The 14,937-nt window shown below is 67.0% G+C and carries 10 protein-coding genes; 2 read left to right on the top strand and 8 right to left on the bottom strand.

Annotated elements, in window-relative coordinates; genetic code table 11:
* Nucleotides 1-5: 5 nt before the first annotated feature.
* The 6 genes from AAIB33_RS01840 to rfbA form a co-directional block, all read right to left on the bottom strand.
* Nucleotides 6-1,838: a glycosyltransferase gene (locus AAIB33_RS01840; protein ID WP_345801869.1), complete on the bottom strand. Its 1,833-nt coding sequence runs from the start codon at nucleotides 1,836-1,838 to the stop codon at nucleotides 6-8.
* Between the two features lie 6 nt (nucleotides 1,839-1,844).
* Nucleotides 1,845-3,047 (bottom strand): ABC transporter ATP-binding protein, encoded by a 1,203-nt coding sequence (locus AAIB33_RS01835; RefSeq protein ID WP_345803486.1) that lies wholly within the window; start codon nucleotides 3,045-3,047, stop codon nucleotides 1,845-1,847.
* A 14-nt stretch (nucleotides 3,048-3,061) separates the two neighbouring features.
* Nucleotides 3,062-3,976 (bottom strand): ABC transporter permease, encoded by a 915-nt coding sequence (locus AAIB33_RS01830; RefSeq protein ID WP_345801868.1) that lies wholly within the window; start codon nucleotides 3,974-3,976, stop codon nucleotides 3,062-3,064.
* Between the two features lie 61 nt (nucleotides 3,977-4,037).
* The gene (locus AAIB33_RS01825; RefSeq protein ID WP_345801867.1) at nucleotides 4,038-5,975 is read right to left on the bottom strand and encodes a rhamnan synthesis F family protein; all 1,938 of its coding nucleotides are present in this window, start codon (nucleotides 5,973-5,975) and stop codon (nucleotides 4,038-4,040) included.
* Complete coding sequence (locus AAIB33_RS01820; protein ID WP_345801866.1) at nucleotides 5,972-7,915, bottom strand: rhamnan synthesis F family protein; 1,944 nt, start codon at nucleotides 7,913-7,915, stop codon at nucleotides 5,972-5,974. Before AAIB33_RS01820 ends, AAIB33_RS01825 begins: the two co-directional genes overlap by 4 nt.
* Nucleotides 7,916-7,932: 17 nt before the next feature.
* The gene (gene rfbA / locus AAIB33_RS01815; protein ID WP_345801865.1) at nucleotides 7,933-8,805 is read right to left on the bottom strand and encodes a glucose-1-phosphate thymidylyltransferase RfbA; all 873 of its coding nucleotides are present in this window, start codon (nucleotides 8,803-8,805) and stop codon (nucleotides 7,933-7,935) included.
* Nucleotides 8,806-8,873: 68 nt separating this feature from the next.
* Here rfbA and rfbB point away from each other — a divergent pair, with 68 nt between their 5' ends.
* A complete protein-coding gene (gene rfbB, locus AAIB33_RS01810; RefSeq protein WP_345801864.1) occupies nucleotides 8,874-9,872 on the top strand; it encodes a dTDP-glucose 4,6-dehydratase in 999 nt (332 codons plus the stop codon).
* The gene (locus AAIB33_RS01805) at nucleotides 9,872-11,281 is read left to right on the top strand and encodes a bifunctional dTDP-4-dehydrorhamnose 3,5-epimerase family protein/NAD(P)-dependent oxidoreductase (RefSeq protein WP_345801863.1); all 1,410 of its coding nucleotides are present in this window, start codon (nucleotides 9,872-9,874) and stop codon (nucleotides 11,279-11,281) included. The genes rfbB and AAIB33_RS01805 overlap by 1 nt, the downstream gene beginning before the upstream one ends.
* Before the next feature lie 24 nt (nucleotides 11,282-11,305).
* Here AAIB33_RS01805 and AAIB33_RS01800 read toward each other — a convergent pair whose 3' ends face one another.
* The gene (locus tag AAIB33_RS01800; protein ID WP_345801862.1) at nucleotides 11,306-13,756 is read right to left on the bottom strand and encodes a hypothetical protein; all 2,451 of its coding nucleotides are present in this window, start codon (nucleotides 13,754-13,756) and stop codon (nucleotides 11,306-11,308) included.
* 54 nt (nucleotides 13,757-13,810) lie between these two features.
* Complete coding sequence (locus AAIB33_RS01795; protein WP_345801861.1) at nucleotides 13,811-14,935, bottom strand: glycosyltransferase; 1,125 nt, start codon at nucleotides 14,933-14,935, stop codon at nucleotides 13,811-13,813.
* Between the last annotated feature and the right edge of the window lie 2 nt (nucleotides 14,936-14,937).

Below are 14,937 nucleotides of genomic sequence, written 5' to 3'. Positions count from 1 at the left end.
GCCAGTCAGGCGCGGTCGTCGAGGGAGAACTGGCGTTGCCACGCACTGGGCGATGTGAGGTCGCCGAGGAAACGGCGATAGTCGCGGGCGAGCCGCGGCCAGGCGAGCCACAGCCGCACACGGAGTGACGCCGCCTCGACGAGGAGGCGTCGCGCGCGACGGCGATCACGGCGTGCGACGAAAGCTCCGCGCCCCGTCGCGCTGGCGATCGTGGCGGAGTCCATCAGGCCCAAAGCCCACCACTTCCCCTCTGCCCGTGTGAGGGTCGCATCGACCGCCTGCGGTTTCGGAGGCCGGGGGCGGCGGAACTGGTGCGCCATGACGCGCAGGGCGCGTGAGACCTTGGCCCGCGCGCCGGAGGGCTCCACCGGCCCACCGAACCGCTCCCCCACGGGAAGGTCAACGTCGTCGAGGACGATCTGACCTGCTTCTCGCAACATCTCCCGCACCTGAGGGGTCTTGCTGCGGAGGGAGGGCCCGAGGTGGCCCGGTCCACTCAGCACATCGCGGAGCGCCAGCGCGCGCACTTCCGCCGACCCGTACTGCAGGCATAGCAGGTGATTCACATCGAGAGCGAGCGTGCTGCTCAGGATGCCTCCGCCCCGGCGCGCCGGTGAGTGCAGCAGCGCGGCGACGACCCGGTTGCGCAACTGGTAGTAGGCCTGCCAGTCGAGCCCGTCGTCCTTGCCCGTCCACGGCATGTGCCAGATCGCCGCTCCGGGAAGCGTCACGGTCGGGATTCCAGCGGCGCTCGCCCGGAGACCGAACTCGGCGTCATCCCACTTGATGAAGAACGGGAGGGATGCCCCGATCCGCCTGATCACTGCGAGAGGCACGAGACACATCCACCAGCCGTTGAAGTCGACGTCGTGCACCGCGCGCAACGGGGGCGTGCGCTCGATCCAGAGCGCCGCGAGATCGACCTCCGAGAGTGCGGGATCGACCGACGACCACCAGAACCCCCGTCGCGCCACGCGTTCGCCGTAGGTGTGCAGCACGGTGCGGTCGACGAGGCTCAGCATATGAGCGCCGACGATGCGGTCGCCTCGCGCGCGCGCGGCGAAGGCGAGCAGGCGCGAGATCGACTCTGGCTCGAGGATGACATCGTCGTCGAGCAGGAGGGCGTCATCGACGTCGGATCCGAGGGCTTCGATCATCCCGCGACTGAAACCGCCCGAACCGCCGAGGTTCGGCTGTTCGATGATCGTGAGGCGCTCCCCCAGGCTCGCTGCAGCTGAATCGAAGCCGTCGTGATCCCTGACTTTGCGGTCGCCCTGATCGACGACGAAGACTCGCCCGACCTGATCGAGGACCTTCGCATCAGCGGCCAGACGCTCGAGGACGCGAATGCAATCGGCCTCGCGGTTGAAGGTCGTGACGCATACCGCCGCTCTGCGGTCCGCCGCGTCGTTCGCCTGCCACGAGATCTCGCTGATCGTCGCATCCCGGTCGCCAGCCGACACTTCGAACCAGAGCCAGGCGTCCCCCGCGGTCAGGGCGACCTCGAAGGTCGTCGTTCCCTCGACATCGCGCTTCTCGACGGTACGCCGCGCCGATGTCTGCCCGGCCGCCAGCAACTCGATCGTGACCGCGGCGTCGGCCGTGAGCACGAGGCGTACTCGATCGACCGATGTGTGCGAACGCCAGTAGCCTGCCGGGAAGGCCCCGAAGTAGGAGTCGAAGGACACCGAGTGGCGGGCGCTTATGGTGAAGCTCGAACGCGCAGACGACACGATGGCCCCGGGGACGGCCCTCACATAGAGTTCCACGACGTCAGCCTCGCCGTCGAATGGCAAGACGACATTCTGAAGGACGTGAAGGCTCCGCTCGGCCGCCATCGGCTGTCAGGAGGCGTCGATGCGGACGGTAGCGGCCACGGGACCGATCGTGGTCTCAGTCCCCCGCACCGCGAAGGTCGCGCCGCGCATGAGCGAGTGCGACGCGTCGACGCTGAGACCCGACACGTTGGCATTGACGAAGTATCGGCCAGGGCTCAGATGAGCGCTTTCGATGGAGATGTCGACGTGAGTGGAATCGTGCAGCGGGGCGAGCTGAAGATCGAGCAGGTCGGTGTTGGAAGCCAGGGCCATCTGCCCCATCGCCGTGTCGATGCTGAATCCGACGGCCCACCGCTCGACGGGGTGGTATTCACGTACATGCACCCGCAGGACGATCGCCTCGCCGACTTCGAATTCCGTACGTGGCGCACCAGCGGCATCGAGGGTCTCCACCCGGTCGATCTCCATCGCGGTGGTTCCCTCGAGAGGACGCGCCTGGCCGACCGCGTTGTGCTCGAGAAGCTCCCGGAACCGTTCGATGGCAGTGACGGGCACTCCGTCGAAGACCAGCTGACCGCGGTTCATGAGGACGACGCGATCGCACAGCGAAGCGACCTGATCCAGGGCGTGGCTGACGATGATGATCGTTCGACCCTGAGACTGGAACTCGCGGATCTTGTCGAGACACTTCCGCTGGAATTGCTCGTCGCCGACGGCGAGCACCTCGTCGACGAGAAGGATGTCGGGATCGGTGTGAACCGCGACAGCGAACGCGAGCCGCACATACATGCCCGATGAGTAGAACTTCACCTGGGTGTCGATGAACTCGCCGACGCCGGAGAACTCGAGGATGGCTTCGAACTGAGACTCGGTCTCCTCGGCGCTCAGACCGAGGACGGACGCATTCAGGAACACGTTCTCGCGACCGGTCAGGTCGGGGTGGAAGCCCGCGCCGAGTTCGAGGAGGGCCGCGATCCGGCCGCGTTGCGTCACGGTGCCCGAAGTCGGCTGGATGATCCCGCCGACCACTTTCAGGAGGGTGCTCTTACCGGATCCGTTGTGTCCGATGAGCCCGATCGTGCTCCCCGCATAGATCGACAGGTTGACGTCGCTGAGCGCCCAGAAGTCCTGCTTGTGCCGCCGACCGGCACGGCCGAGCGTGATGACGCGCTCTTTGAGAGAGGAATCCTTGCGTACGGTGAAACGCTTGGACACCTTGTCGAGAGTGACGACCTCAGGTCGCGAAGCGGTCGGGTTGGCGACGGTCATGGCGGCGAGTTCGCTCACAGTTCCTGCGCAAAGTTGCCCTGCAGACGCAGGAAGGTGCGGTGGCTGACGACGAGGAGCGCGAGTCCGACGAACAGCGCGATGACGAGCCGCAGGAGAAGATCGGCCGGCTGCTGCAGGTCGTCGCCCGCGACCCAGAAGGCCTTCTGGAAGCCCAGGATGGCGAGGGTGAGGGGATTGTCCGTGTAGATCTCCAGCAGAACCGGATTCGTGATGATCGTCGTCACCATCTGCCACGAATAGACGACCGGCGACATCCAGAACAGCAGCATCGTCGCGACCTCGACGAGGTATTGGATGTCGCGCAGATAGACGTTGATGGCCGAGAAGAACAGCGCGAACGCCGTGCCGTAGACGAGGAGCACGGCCAGCGACGGGATGACATAGAGAATGTCGGCGTGCAGCGGGGGTGCGCCGGCGAGCAGGGTCGCGAGCAGCAGCACGACGAGCTGGATGCTGAAATTGAACATCGCGGAGCCGACGCTCGCCAGCGGGAACAGCTCGCGCGGGACGTAGACCTTCTTGACGAGGCCGCCGTTGGCGATGATCGATCCCGTTCCGCCGACCGCGATCTCTTGGAAGAGGCCCATGGCGGTGAGACCGGTGAAGACGAAGACGGCGAAGTCGGGGATCCCCCGCGCAGCGCCCAGGAAGTGGCCCAGAACGACGAAGTAGATGGCCAGCTGGACGAGCGGGCGGGCGAGAGCCCACAAGAACCCGAGCGCGGAATCCTTGTAACGCGCCTTGAGGTCGCGCTTGACCAGGAGATTGAGCATCTCGCGGTGCGCGAGGATGTCGCGCACCGGCGCCCATGCCGCGCCGAACCCGGTGCCAACCGACCCGACGCTTCTCATCGGGGTTACGGCGAGGCGCGCGAAACGGGCTTCCGCGGCGGCAGTCAAGTCGGGCATAACTGGTAAATCCTATACGTCGGCGCGCGTCGAGCCTGGGAAGTCGGCGAGCGCTGTGGACTCAGCGGGCATGCCGTCCAGGGAGCAGTCGTCGCACCCGTCGGAGCCTTGCTCGCGCCGCGAGCAGCTTGTCTGCCACTGCGACCAGGCGCGCCTCGTCGTGGGGCCGGTGCAGCCGCGCGTACATCCGGGCGAAGTCGCGCAAGGTCCCGTACTCGATCGGTCCGGCCTGCCGGAGGAGCTGGATCTGCTGCATCGTGCTGTCGGGGAGGGTGCTGGACAGCTGGTCCAGGTTGTAGTCGAGCGCTGCGTAGCTCGATGCCAGATACTCGGCGTTCGCGACGGTCCTCGTGTGGAATCCGAGCTCACCCGCCGCGTACACGGGAAGTCTTTCGAGCACATGGGCCAGCCCGCCGTCCTGGTAGGCCTCGACCCCGCCGAAATCGTCGTAGGTCCACTCGCGTTCGACGAGAATCCTGAGTGCCGCTGGGCGAGCGGCGAACATCGATCCGAAAGGCGCGAGCGGCGAGATCTCGTCAGCAGGGACACGGATGCCGAGAGCATCGGCGAGCTCCACGAACGCGGGCTTGTTCGCCCACCAACCGTGCCCCATGCTCGGGTAGCCGAGGTGGATCGTGGGCGGGAAGACCAGGCCGAGACCAGGCTCACGCTGGAAGAGCGCGACGAGGTTCGCGGCGTAGCCCGGACTGTTCAGGAGGTTGGTGAACTGCTGCCTCTTGAAATGACGCCCGACATTGGGCGAGTCCTGGGGGGTCTTCTTCGAATGCACCTTGACGACGAGGTCGTATTGGTCGCTCAGCAGGAGGTCCCGGCAACCGATCAGGAAGGCGGACTGATCTCGACCGTTGTTGGACGCGACGACGCGCACCTCTGTGGCACCCCGGGCGGGTCGCGCCAGGAGGACCTGCTCGATGGCCTGCGCGCGGTCGTCGTCCGGGGTGGTGATGACGAGATCGAATTCCCCGGGCAGGACGTCGACGCGGTCGAGGATCTCATCCGTCATCTCAGGGTAGAAAACGTGCGCGACGACGAGGGTCCGGAGTGGCGCTTCGGGATCGTACGAGACGTCCGCCTCGGGAAGCACCTCGAGCATCGCAGCATCCGCGTTGAGAGTGCGGGGCTCGACGTTCCGAGCGAGGTCCGCGTAGATGAGCTCCATCGGGTAGCCGGACCGCTCGACCGTGTCCAGCGTCCAGCGTCCGACGACAGCGAGGTGGTCGAGGTACGGAGGCCACTGGAAGAACGGGCGGCGCTTGAGGGTCGGGCAGCCGGCCTGGATGAGCTGCTCGGCATAGAGCACAGCGTGATTCTCGACTTTGTCGGTGAGCGTCGGGAAAGCGACCTCTCCGATGAATCCACGGTCTGTGAAGTGCTCGGTGAAGATGCCTTCGTGCTTCACGACCGCGTCCGAGTAGCTGCTCATCGCGGGGAGGTCACGCCAGTAGTCGCGCCACTCATCCGACAGGAACATGTCGCGCCGCACGCCCAACCAGTACGACTGAAGGTGGTACGGCAGATAACCGGTGTTCGTGAACGGGTGCGGCTCGACCCTCAGGTGGTCGGTCATCCCCCAGAAGTGGAGGGCGCGGCGATCCATCCTCTCGAAAACAGGAGCGAACGGACGGATCGGTCCGAACCAGGTGTCGTTCGCCAGGAGGACTTCGTCGTAGTCCGCGATCCTCTCGCCGACCGCATCCAGCCCCTCTTTGTAGCCCCAGATGTCGAAACCCCGGTTCTCGCGGACCAGGATCTCGTCGCTCACCGGCTCGAGACGTGCGCGTCCCGTCTCGGTGAGGACACCGTTGACGACGACGAGCACATGGCTGCAATGCAGGCGAAGGCGCTCGAGCGCATAGGGAATGTACTCCTCGACGTCGCCCCGAACGTCGTAGACGACGTAGATCAGCAGGCGCCGACCCGCGGTGGGCAGGGGCGAGGCGGACTTCGCGGGGAAGGTGACGAGCTCGGCGGTCTTCATCGTGCAGCCTCCGCGACTTTGCCTCGGACAACCAGGGCGAGCCTGCGGAGTCCGCGACGCAGGTACTTGACCGCCACGAAGGTCCGCCCGGCAATATCGAACAGCGGCATGGTCATACGAGCGAGGCGGGGATGGTTGATGCGGATGTACATGCGGGCGAGCGCGACGATTCCGAAGTGTCCGGCGTAGCCGCCCCGCTGGAGCATCTGGATCTGCTCGACAGGCCACCCACGCGTCGTCGAGAACAGGTTGTCCGTCTTGGACTCGAGCATCGTGTGACTGATGGAGGCGTGCTCTCGAGTGAGCACAGTGCGCGTGTGGTAACCGAGTTCGGCCGCGGCGTACGAGAGAAGCCGCTCCTGCACCTTGGCCAGGTCGCGATACCGCTGCCCGCCCCGCCGAGAGTAATCGCGGAAGCGCCAGCGCTCCCGACTGAGGAGGAGGAGCGCCTCCGGGCGAACGACCCACATCCCCCCGAAGGGCGCGAGCGGCGACACCTCGTCGAAGGGCACGGCGATCCCGAGCCGATGGGCGAGTTCCTTGGCCGGATCCCGCAGGTCCGCCCACGCCCGGCCCATCAGGCTGTATCCGATGTGCATCATGGGCGGATACACCACGCCGAGTCCCGGCTCTCGCTGGAACAGCGCGAGCAGGTTCGCCACGTAACCGGGACTGTCGAGCAGGTTCTCGTACTGATAGCGACGGAAATACCGGCGCACGTTGACGGTCTTGTCCCTCGTGCGTCGCGAATGGACTTTGACGATGACGTCGAAGTCGCCGCTGAGCAGCACGTCGCGGCAGCCGACGAAGAAGTCGCTCATATCGCGGCCCCGGTTCGCGGGCGTCACGCGGACCTCGAACGTCCGCAGCCGCTCGTCCGACCTCTTCTCGAGGAGGCGTTGCAGGTTGGCCGCTTTGCTCCCGTCGGTCGTGGTGACGAACAGGTCGTACGGGCTCGGTAGGTGGTCGATCCTGGTGAACAGCGTCGCGACCCGATCCAGATCCGTCACGTGGACGATGACAGCGATGCGGAGCGGACGTGAGGGGTCATAAGCGACGTCCTCATCGGGAAGAACCTCGAGCATCCCTCCGATCGCATAGAGCGCCTTCGGCGCGACGGTGCGCGCGAGGTTCTGCCACACCATGTCCATAGGGAAGCCGAGATCGCCGACGTGCTGAAGGATCTCCCTCCCGATCACCGCGAACCGGTCGAGGTACGGCGGGTAGAGAAGGAACACCGCGCGCGACAGGAAAGGACAACCGGCGTCGAGGAGCGCGTCCGCGGCGAACACGGGCGCATCACCGCTCGGGAGTGTGTCAGCGGGGAATGCATAGTCGATCGGAAGACCGCTCTGCCGCAGAGAATCGAGGAAGGAACGCTCTCCCCACGGGTCCGGAACCGATGGTCGAACGTCATCCCAGTACGCCCGCCACGGACCTGTCGACCCGAACACATCGCGACGGAGGAGGACCCATGACCACGGCAGGTGCGTCGCCGGGAAGCCGGCATCGGCGAAGCTCTCGGGCGGCCCTGCGGTCGTCTCGACCATGGACCAGACGGATGCCTCGGAGGACGACATCCGTGAGAGGACCGGGGTGAGATCGCAGACAGGACCGAACCATGAGTCACCCGTGAGCACCACCTCGTCGAACTCGTCGAGATCGTCGATCCGACGGGTCGCCAGATCGTAGGAGGCCGGGTCGAAGCCGCCGGACGGCCCCTCCACGAGGTCGTCGGCGATCTCGGCCAGCTTGCGGCGCTCGCCAGGTGAGGAATCGTTGGGCACGACCGCGACAAGGCGCTCGCCGAACGGGCGGAGGCTGCGAAGCGCGTGGAAGACGTAGTCGTCGACGCGGTCCTTTGCACGGGAGATCGCGTAGATGATGGCACGGCGCCCTTCGGCGGGCGCAGAAACCTCGGACGTCTGGGCGGAGGTCATCCGGTTCTCGCCGTCCGTCAGCGGGTGCCCTGCTGCAGGGCCTTCAGGAGGTAGGCGCCGTACCCGCTCTTGACAAGAGGCTCGGCACGTTGACGGAGCTCGTCGTCGGTCAGGAATCCCATGCGCCAGGCGACCTCCTCCGGGCAGCCGATCGACAGCCCCTGGCGCTTCTCGACGGTGCGGATGAAGTCCGTCGCCTCGCTGAGCGAATCGAAGGTCCCGGTGTCGAGCCACGCCGTGCCTCGCGGCAGCAGTTCGACCTTGAGGTCGCCCCGCTCGAGGTAGGCCTTGTTGACGTCGGTGATCTCGAGTTCGCCGCGTGGCGACGGCCGGAGGTTCTTCGCGATCTCGATGACGTCGTTGTCATAGAAGTAGAGCCCGGGCACGGCGTAGTTGCTCTTCGGCTGCGCGGGCTTCTCCTCGAGCGACACCACGCGGCCCGCTGCGTCGAACTCGACGACGCCGTACGCGGTGGCGTCGTCGACCCAGTACCCGAAGACGACACCCCCCGTGAGGTCGGTGTACTGGCGGAGGCGCGTGCCCATGCCCTGGCCGTAGAAGATGTTGTCGCCGAGGACGAGTGCCGCGGAGTCGGACCCGATGTGCTCCTCACCGAGGATGAACGCCTGAGCGAGGCCGTCCGGCGACGGCTGCGTCTTGTACGTCAGCGAGATGCCGAATCGACTTCCGTCGCCCAGCAGCCGCTGGAACTGCTCCGAGTCCTGAGGAGTCGTGATGATCAGGATGTCGCGAATGCCGGCGAGGATCAGGGTCGACAGCGGGTAATAGATCATCGGCTTGTCGTAGACCGGGACCAGCTGCTTGGAGATTCCGAGCGTGATCGGGTGCAGCCGAGAGCCGGTGCCCCCGGCGAGGATGATGCCGCGCATTGCTCTAGTCTCCGGCATCCTGAGTGGCCTCTCCAAACCAGGGGAAGGGCTCCCAGTAGGCTTGAAGGATGCGCAGACTCCTCGTCACCGGTGGTGCAGGCTTCATCGGCTCGAACTTCGTGCACCACGTGATCGAGCACACCGACGATCACGTGACGGTGCTCGACAAGCTCACCTATGCGGGCAATCGCGCCTCGCTCGACGGGCTGCCGGACGACCGGCTGACGTTCGTGCAGGGTGACATCTCCGATGCCGCACTGGTCGACGAGCTGTTCGCGACGACGGATGCCGTCGTGCACTACGCCGCCGAGTCGCACAACGACAACTCGCTGCACGACCCGCGCCCGTTTCTCGACACGAACATCATCGGCACGTACACGCTCCTTGAAGCGGCGCGCCGTCACGGCACGCGGCTGCACCACATCTCCACGGACGAGGTCTACGGCGACCTCGAGCTCGACGACCCGGCGCGATTCAGCGAATCGACGCCGTACAACCCGTCGAGCCCCTACTCTTCGACGAAGGCCGGCAGCGACCTGCTCGTCCGGGCGTGGGTGCGCAGCTTCGGGGTCCAGGCGACCATCTCGAACTGCTCGAACAACTATGGGCCCTACCAGCACGTCGAGAAGTTCATTCCTCGCCAGATCACGAACGTCCTGCGTGGCATCCGTCCGAAGCTGTACGGCAAGGGCGAGAACGTGCGGGATTGGATCCATGCGGACGATCACTCGTCGGCCGTCCTGACGATCCTCGACAAGGGCGAGATCGGGGAGACCTACCTCATCGGCGCTGACGGCGAGAAGAACAACAAAGACGTCGTCGAACTCATCCTGCAGCTCATGGGCGAGCCTGTCGACGCGTACGACCACGTCACCGATCGCGCGGGTCACGATCTGCGCTACGCGATCGACTCGACCAAGCTGCGCACGGAGCTCGGCTGGCTCCCTCGCTACCAGGACTTCGAAGCAGGACTCGCCGCGACCATCGACTGGTACCGCGGCAATGAATCCTGGTGGGCTCCCGCCAAGGACGGCGTGGAGGCCTTCTACGCCTCGAAGGGGCAGTGATGACGGAGTTCGGCAAGGCGCTCGCTCCCATCGAGACACCGATCCCCGGTCTCGTCGTGTGGGAGCTCCCCGTCCACGGCGACTCCCGCGGCTGGTTCAAGGAGAACTGGCAGCGCGAGAAGATGGCCGCGGCCGGTCTCCCCGATTTCGGGCCCGTGCAGAACAACATCTCTTTCAACGACGCCGTCGGCACGACGCGCGGCATCCACGCCGAGCCCTGGGACAAGTGGGTGTCGGTCGCAACGGGGCGCATCTTCGGCGCGTGGGTCGATCTGCGCGAGGGCCCGACGTTCGGCGCCGTCTTCACGACCGAGCTCGACCCCTCGCGGGCCATCTTCGTTCCGCGCGGCGTGGGCAACTCGTACCAGACCCTCGAAGCCGACACGGCGTATGTCTACCTGGTGAACGACCACTGGTCTCCGGACGCGACCTATACCTTCCTCAACCTCGCAGATGAGACGTCGGCGATCGACTGGCCGATCCCGCTCGAGCAGGTCGAGATCTCACCCAAGGATCTCGCCCATCCGCGCCTCGCCGACGTGACCCCCATGGGCCCGCGCAAGACGCTGGTGCTCGGTGCGAACGGACAGCTCGGACGCGCTCTCCGGGCCGAGCTCGGAGAGAGCCCGCACATCGAGTACGCGGATCGCGCGGCGATCGACCTCTTGTCACCTGATCTCGCGACGGCGCGCCGCTGGCGCGACTACGGGACGATCATCAACGCGGCGGCCTACACCGCGGTCGACACTGCCGAGACCGAGGAAGGTCGTCCTGCCGCCTGGGCCGCGAACGCCACCGCACCCGCGGTGCTCGCCGGCATTGCCGCAGCGAACGGCATCACTCTCGTCCATGTCTCGAGCGACTATGTGTTCGACGGCTCGGCAGATCGGCCGTGGCGCGAGGACGACGCGATCGCGCCGCTCGGCGTCTATGGTCAGAGCAAAGCAGCAGGCGACGCCGCGGTGGCCACCGCCCCACGCCACTACATCGTGCGGACCTCGTGGGTCATCGGCGACGGCAAGAACTTCGTCGCGACGATGGCCTCCCTGGCCGAGCGCGGCATCGACCCCGCGGTCGTGGACGACCAGATCGGGCGCCTCACGTTCACGGAGGACATCGTCCGCGGCATCCGCCACCTGCTCGACACGCGGGCGCCGTTCGGTGTCTACAACCTCACCGGTTCGGGTGAGCCGACCTCGTGGGCCGACATCGCTCGAGCCGTGTTCGAACTCGGCGGGCACGATGGCGAGCGCGTGACGGGAGTCACGACCGAGGAGTACTTCGCCTCCGCTTCCGGCCCCGTCGCACCGCGGCCTCGCAACAGCGTGCTGGACCTCGCGAAGATCGAGGCGACGGGCTTCGCGCCGGCCGACGCGTTGACGACGCTGAGGAGCCGTTTCTCCGTCTGACCTGACCCACCCGTCTCCGTCGGGTCAAGGAGCGACGACCGTCGTGCAGCCGATCGTCGTGTTGGCGCCGCCGGCGCTGTCGATCGCGTAGACGCAGACGCGGTGGGATCCCGAGGTCATCGGGACTGAAGCGACGTAGCCGTGCCTGTCCCCGGAAGCGGGATAAGCGGCCGCCACGTCTGGCCGGGACAGATCTGCGGTGAATGCCCGTCCGGTGGCGTCGACGTAGATGTGCACCGCGATGGGATCGGGCGTGTCTGGATCGATCGCCCATCCGGACACCGTCGCGGAGCCGGCGGTCGTCGCGACACTCTCGAGGTTGCCGAACGGCGCCCGATTCACCGCGGCGACCGGTGCCGAGACGGTCACGGTGCGACAGCCGAGCGTCGGATTGGCGCCCCCGGCGTCGTCGATCGCATAGATGCAGACCTGATGAGAGCCGCCGGCCAAGGTCAGAGGAACGACGAAACCGTGCTTGTCGCCATACCCGGGATACGCCGCCGCGACGTCCGGCCGCGACGCGTCCGCCAGATACGCCTTGCCCACGCCATCCACGTACACGTGCACCGCAATGGGCGTCGTGACATTCGGGTCGATCGTCCAACCCGAGACGACCGCCCCACCGGCCGTCGGAGCCACCGACTCGAAGTTTCCGAACGGCTGCTTGTTGACCGTCGGGGTCACCGCGGCGACGCTCACTGAACGGCATCCCAGCTGGCTATCGCCGCCCGCACCGTTGTTGACCGCAGTGATGCACACCGTGGAGTTGCCGGCGGGGAGAGTCAGCGGAACCACGAAGCCGTGGTTGGAACCGGACGAGGGATAGGCAGCGCCGACGTCGGGCCGAGAAAGGTCCGCGGTCACCTCGGTCGGAGCGGCGTTGTTGACGCTGAGGCGAACCTTGATCGGGGCCGCCGTGTCGGGATCGATCGCCCATCCGCGCGCGGTGGCGACATTGCCCGCGAGCGTGAGGGAGTCGTAGTTCCCGATCGGTGGATGCCCCGCGTCCGCGGGCGCGGTGACTGTGACGGTGGTGCATCCCAGTGAGAGGTTCGAACCGGGCCCGACGTTGAGCGCAGTCGCGCAGATCTGATGGCTGCCGGCGGCCGCGGGGATGGTCGCGTCGTACGCGTGCTTGGTGCCGTATGCCGGATACACGGTCGCGATATCCGCGCGCGAGATGTCGGCGGTGACAGATGTCGGCGCGGAGTCGACGGTCACCTGTACCGTGATGGGCCCCGCCGTGTCCGGATCGACCGCCCAGCCCTTGACCTGAATGGCGCCGGGAAGCGGGGTCGCACTGTCGAGCGATCCCACCGGCGGCCCGCTCATCGTGGTCACCGTCGAGCAGCCGAGCAAGGTGTTCGTGCCGAACTGCACGTTGATGCCATACAGGCACACGGGGTACTGACCCGGTCCCGGCACGGGCACGCGAGCATCGAAGCCGTGATTGGCCCCCACCGCGGGATACGCCGCTCCGACATCCGGTCGCGCGTTGCCCGCTGTGATCGCCGTGCCGAGCGACCCCACGTAGACGTGGACTTCGATGGGGCTGGTCGTATCGGGATCGGCGGCCCATCCGCTGACATGCACAACCCCGGGCTCGGCCCGGACCGACTCCACGTTGCCGAAGGGGTTGATACTCCCGTGCGTCGAGCCGAACCAGTCGGTGAAGTAGTTGTAGAAGTTCCGGTTGCCGTAGGTGGAACAGGCGTCACCCGAGCCGTATCCCGCTCGCAGCGACGCGGCGTTCGGCTGATAGGGCGTGTAGTAGTAGAGGTTCGCCGTCGCCTGATTGGCGATGTACACCGGTGACGAGCCGCACGCCGTGTTGGGGCTGTACAGCACGTTCCACGTCTTGCCGGGCGCGTACCAGGTGAAGTACTGACTCGTGCCGGGCGGGTTGGCGTACCGCTTGAACTGCCACGCCGCTCCGTACACCTGGTTGAAGAACCCGTAGTACTTGGTGTCGCACGCGGCGGTGTCGGGGCATCCCTGTCCCATCGCGATCGTGTACCGCCAGGTCGACGGCCACGTATGGAGGACGAGCCCCTGTTCCTTCTGCAGGGTCGCCAGGATCACCTGGGGATTGATGCCGCAGGCCTGCGCGACCTTGTAGATGATTGCTGATGCCCGCTCGCTGTAGCCCCCGCTGTACGCGCCGCACATGGCGTCAGCCGACGTCGAACGCGACGTGTCGTACCAGTCCTTCAGGCACGTGTAGCCCGTCTGGCAGACCGGCACCTTCGCCTCGAGGAAGGACTGGATCTGAGCCTGCGTCATCGTGCCGTTGTTGAAGAACACGGCGTCGCTGATGATGTCGCCCGCCTTGAATTCGGCGAGGTTCGCGGTCTTGACAGGCCCGGCGTCGGCGGGCGCAGCGATGAGACCCGCCAGGAGAACAGCGAACACGATCGTGAAGACTGCGAGGACACGTGCTCGTCTGCGCGGGGCCGTCGATGGGGCGGCCGTCATGGCGACAGTCTGGCCGAACCCCGTCGGCGCTTCAACGGCGACTCGCCGCGGAGGCTACAGGTCGGCGTGCAGCTGCCAGACCCGGTCCGCTGTTCCGCGCCACGAGAACACCCGTCCCCGATCCGCTGCCAGCACCCCCAGCCGCTCCGCCGCGGCGGTCGAGCCCAGGGCCGAACCCAGCGCTGAGCCCAGCGCCTCGGAGGACGCCTCCACGAGCATCCCGCCGTCGACGATCGTCTCGCGGTGCACCGGCGACTGCGCGGCGATCACCGGCACGCCGAGCGCCAGCGCATCGACCACCCGCCACGGGAACGCCGAGCGCACCGACGGCGCGATCAGCGCCACCGCAGCCCCGAACACCGCCGCGCGGTCGGCCGCGTCGAGCGAGCCCCGGACGTGCACGTTGCGTTCGGGCAGCCCCGCGGCCGTCGCGATCTCGGCCAGAGCCGGCTCCTCCCCCTCGGGCGCATCGAGCACGAGCACGGGCAGGTCGAGTCCAGACCGCACCACCGCCTCGAACCCGAGCGACAGGGCGTCCGACACGGCGATACCACCCGAAAGCAGCACGAACCCTTCCGGCACGTCCAGCACGCGCCGTCGGCCGATCTCATCGGACGGCACCGCGAAGCCTGACGGCGCGGCACCTGCGATCACTCGCACCCTCTCGCCGAGCCGCGGAGCGAGCTCCTCCAGCTTGAGAGCCATCGAGTGCGTCGGCACCACGACCGCGTCGGCGTGCTTGACGGCGCGCTTGAGCATCGCTCGCTGCCACCCGCCGACCGTGCGCGGCAGCTCGTCGGGCGCCTCCCAGGCGCGGAGGTCCCACAGAGTCACGACGGTCTGGTCGTTGTCGTGCACGCGGTCGTGCTTCACGAGCGGGGCGAAGAGCGTCGGCGAGTGGATCATGCCCGCCCCGATCCCCGTCGCGACGCCGAGCTGCAGCGCGGCCGACAGCTCACGCCGCGCGAGAGCGACCTTGTGCAGCCGCGCCAGCCCCGGCAGCTCGCCCGCCAGTGCGTCGACGCGCGCCGCGGGCACGCCGGGGATGATCCCCTCGACCTCGCACCCCGCCGGCGCCGAGGCGACGAGCGCCAGCGCGAGCTCCCGCGACGCCGAGGCGAGATCGGGCTCGACGGGCGCGGCCACCTGGTCGAGGACGACCCGAAGCGTTGCGACCATCG

Origin of the sequence: Microbacterium sp. AZCO, from assembly GCF_039614715.1 — a bacterium.
Classification (GTDB): Bacteria; Actinomycetota; Actinomycetes; order Actinomycetales; family Microbacteriaceae; genus Microbacterium.
This window is presented reverse-complemented; position numbering and strand designations above follow the sequence as displayed.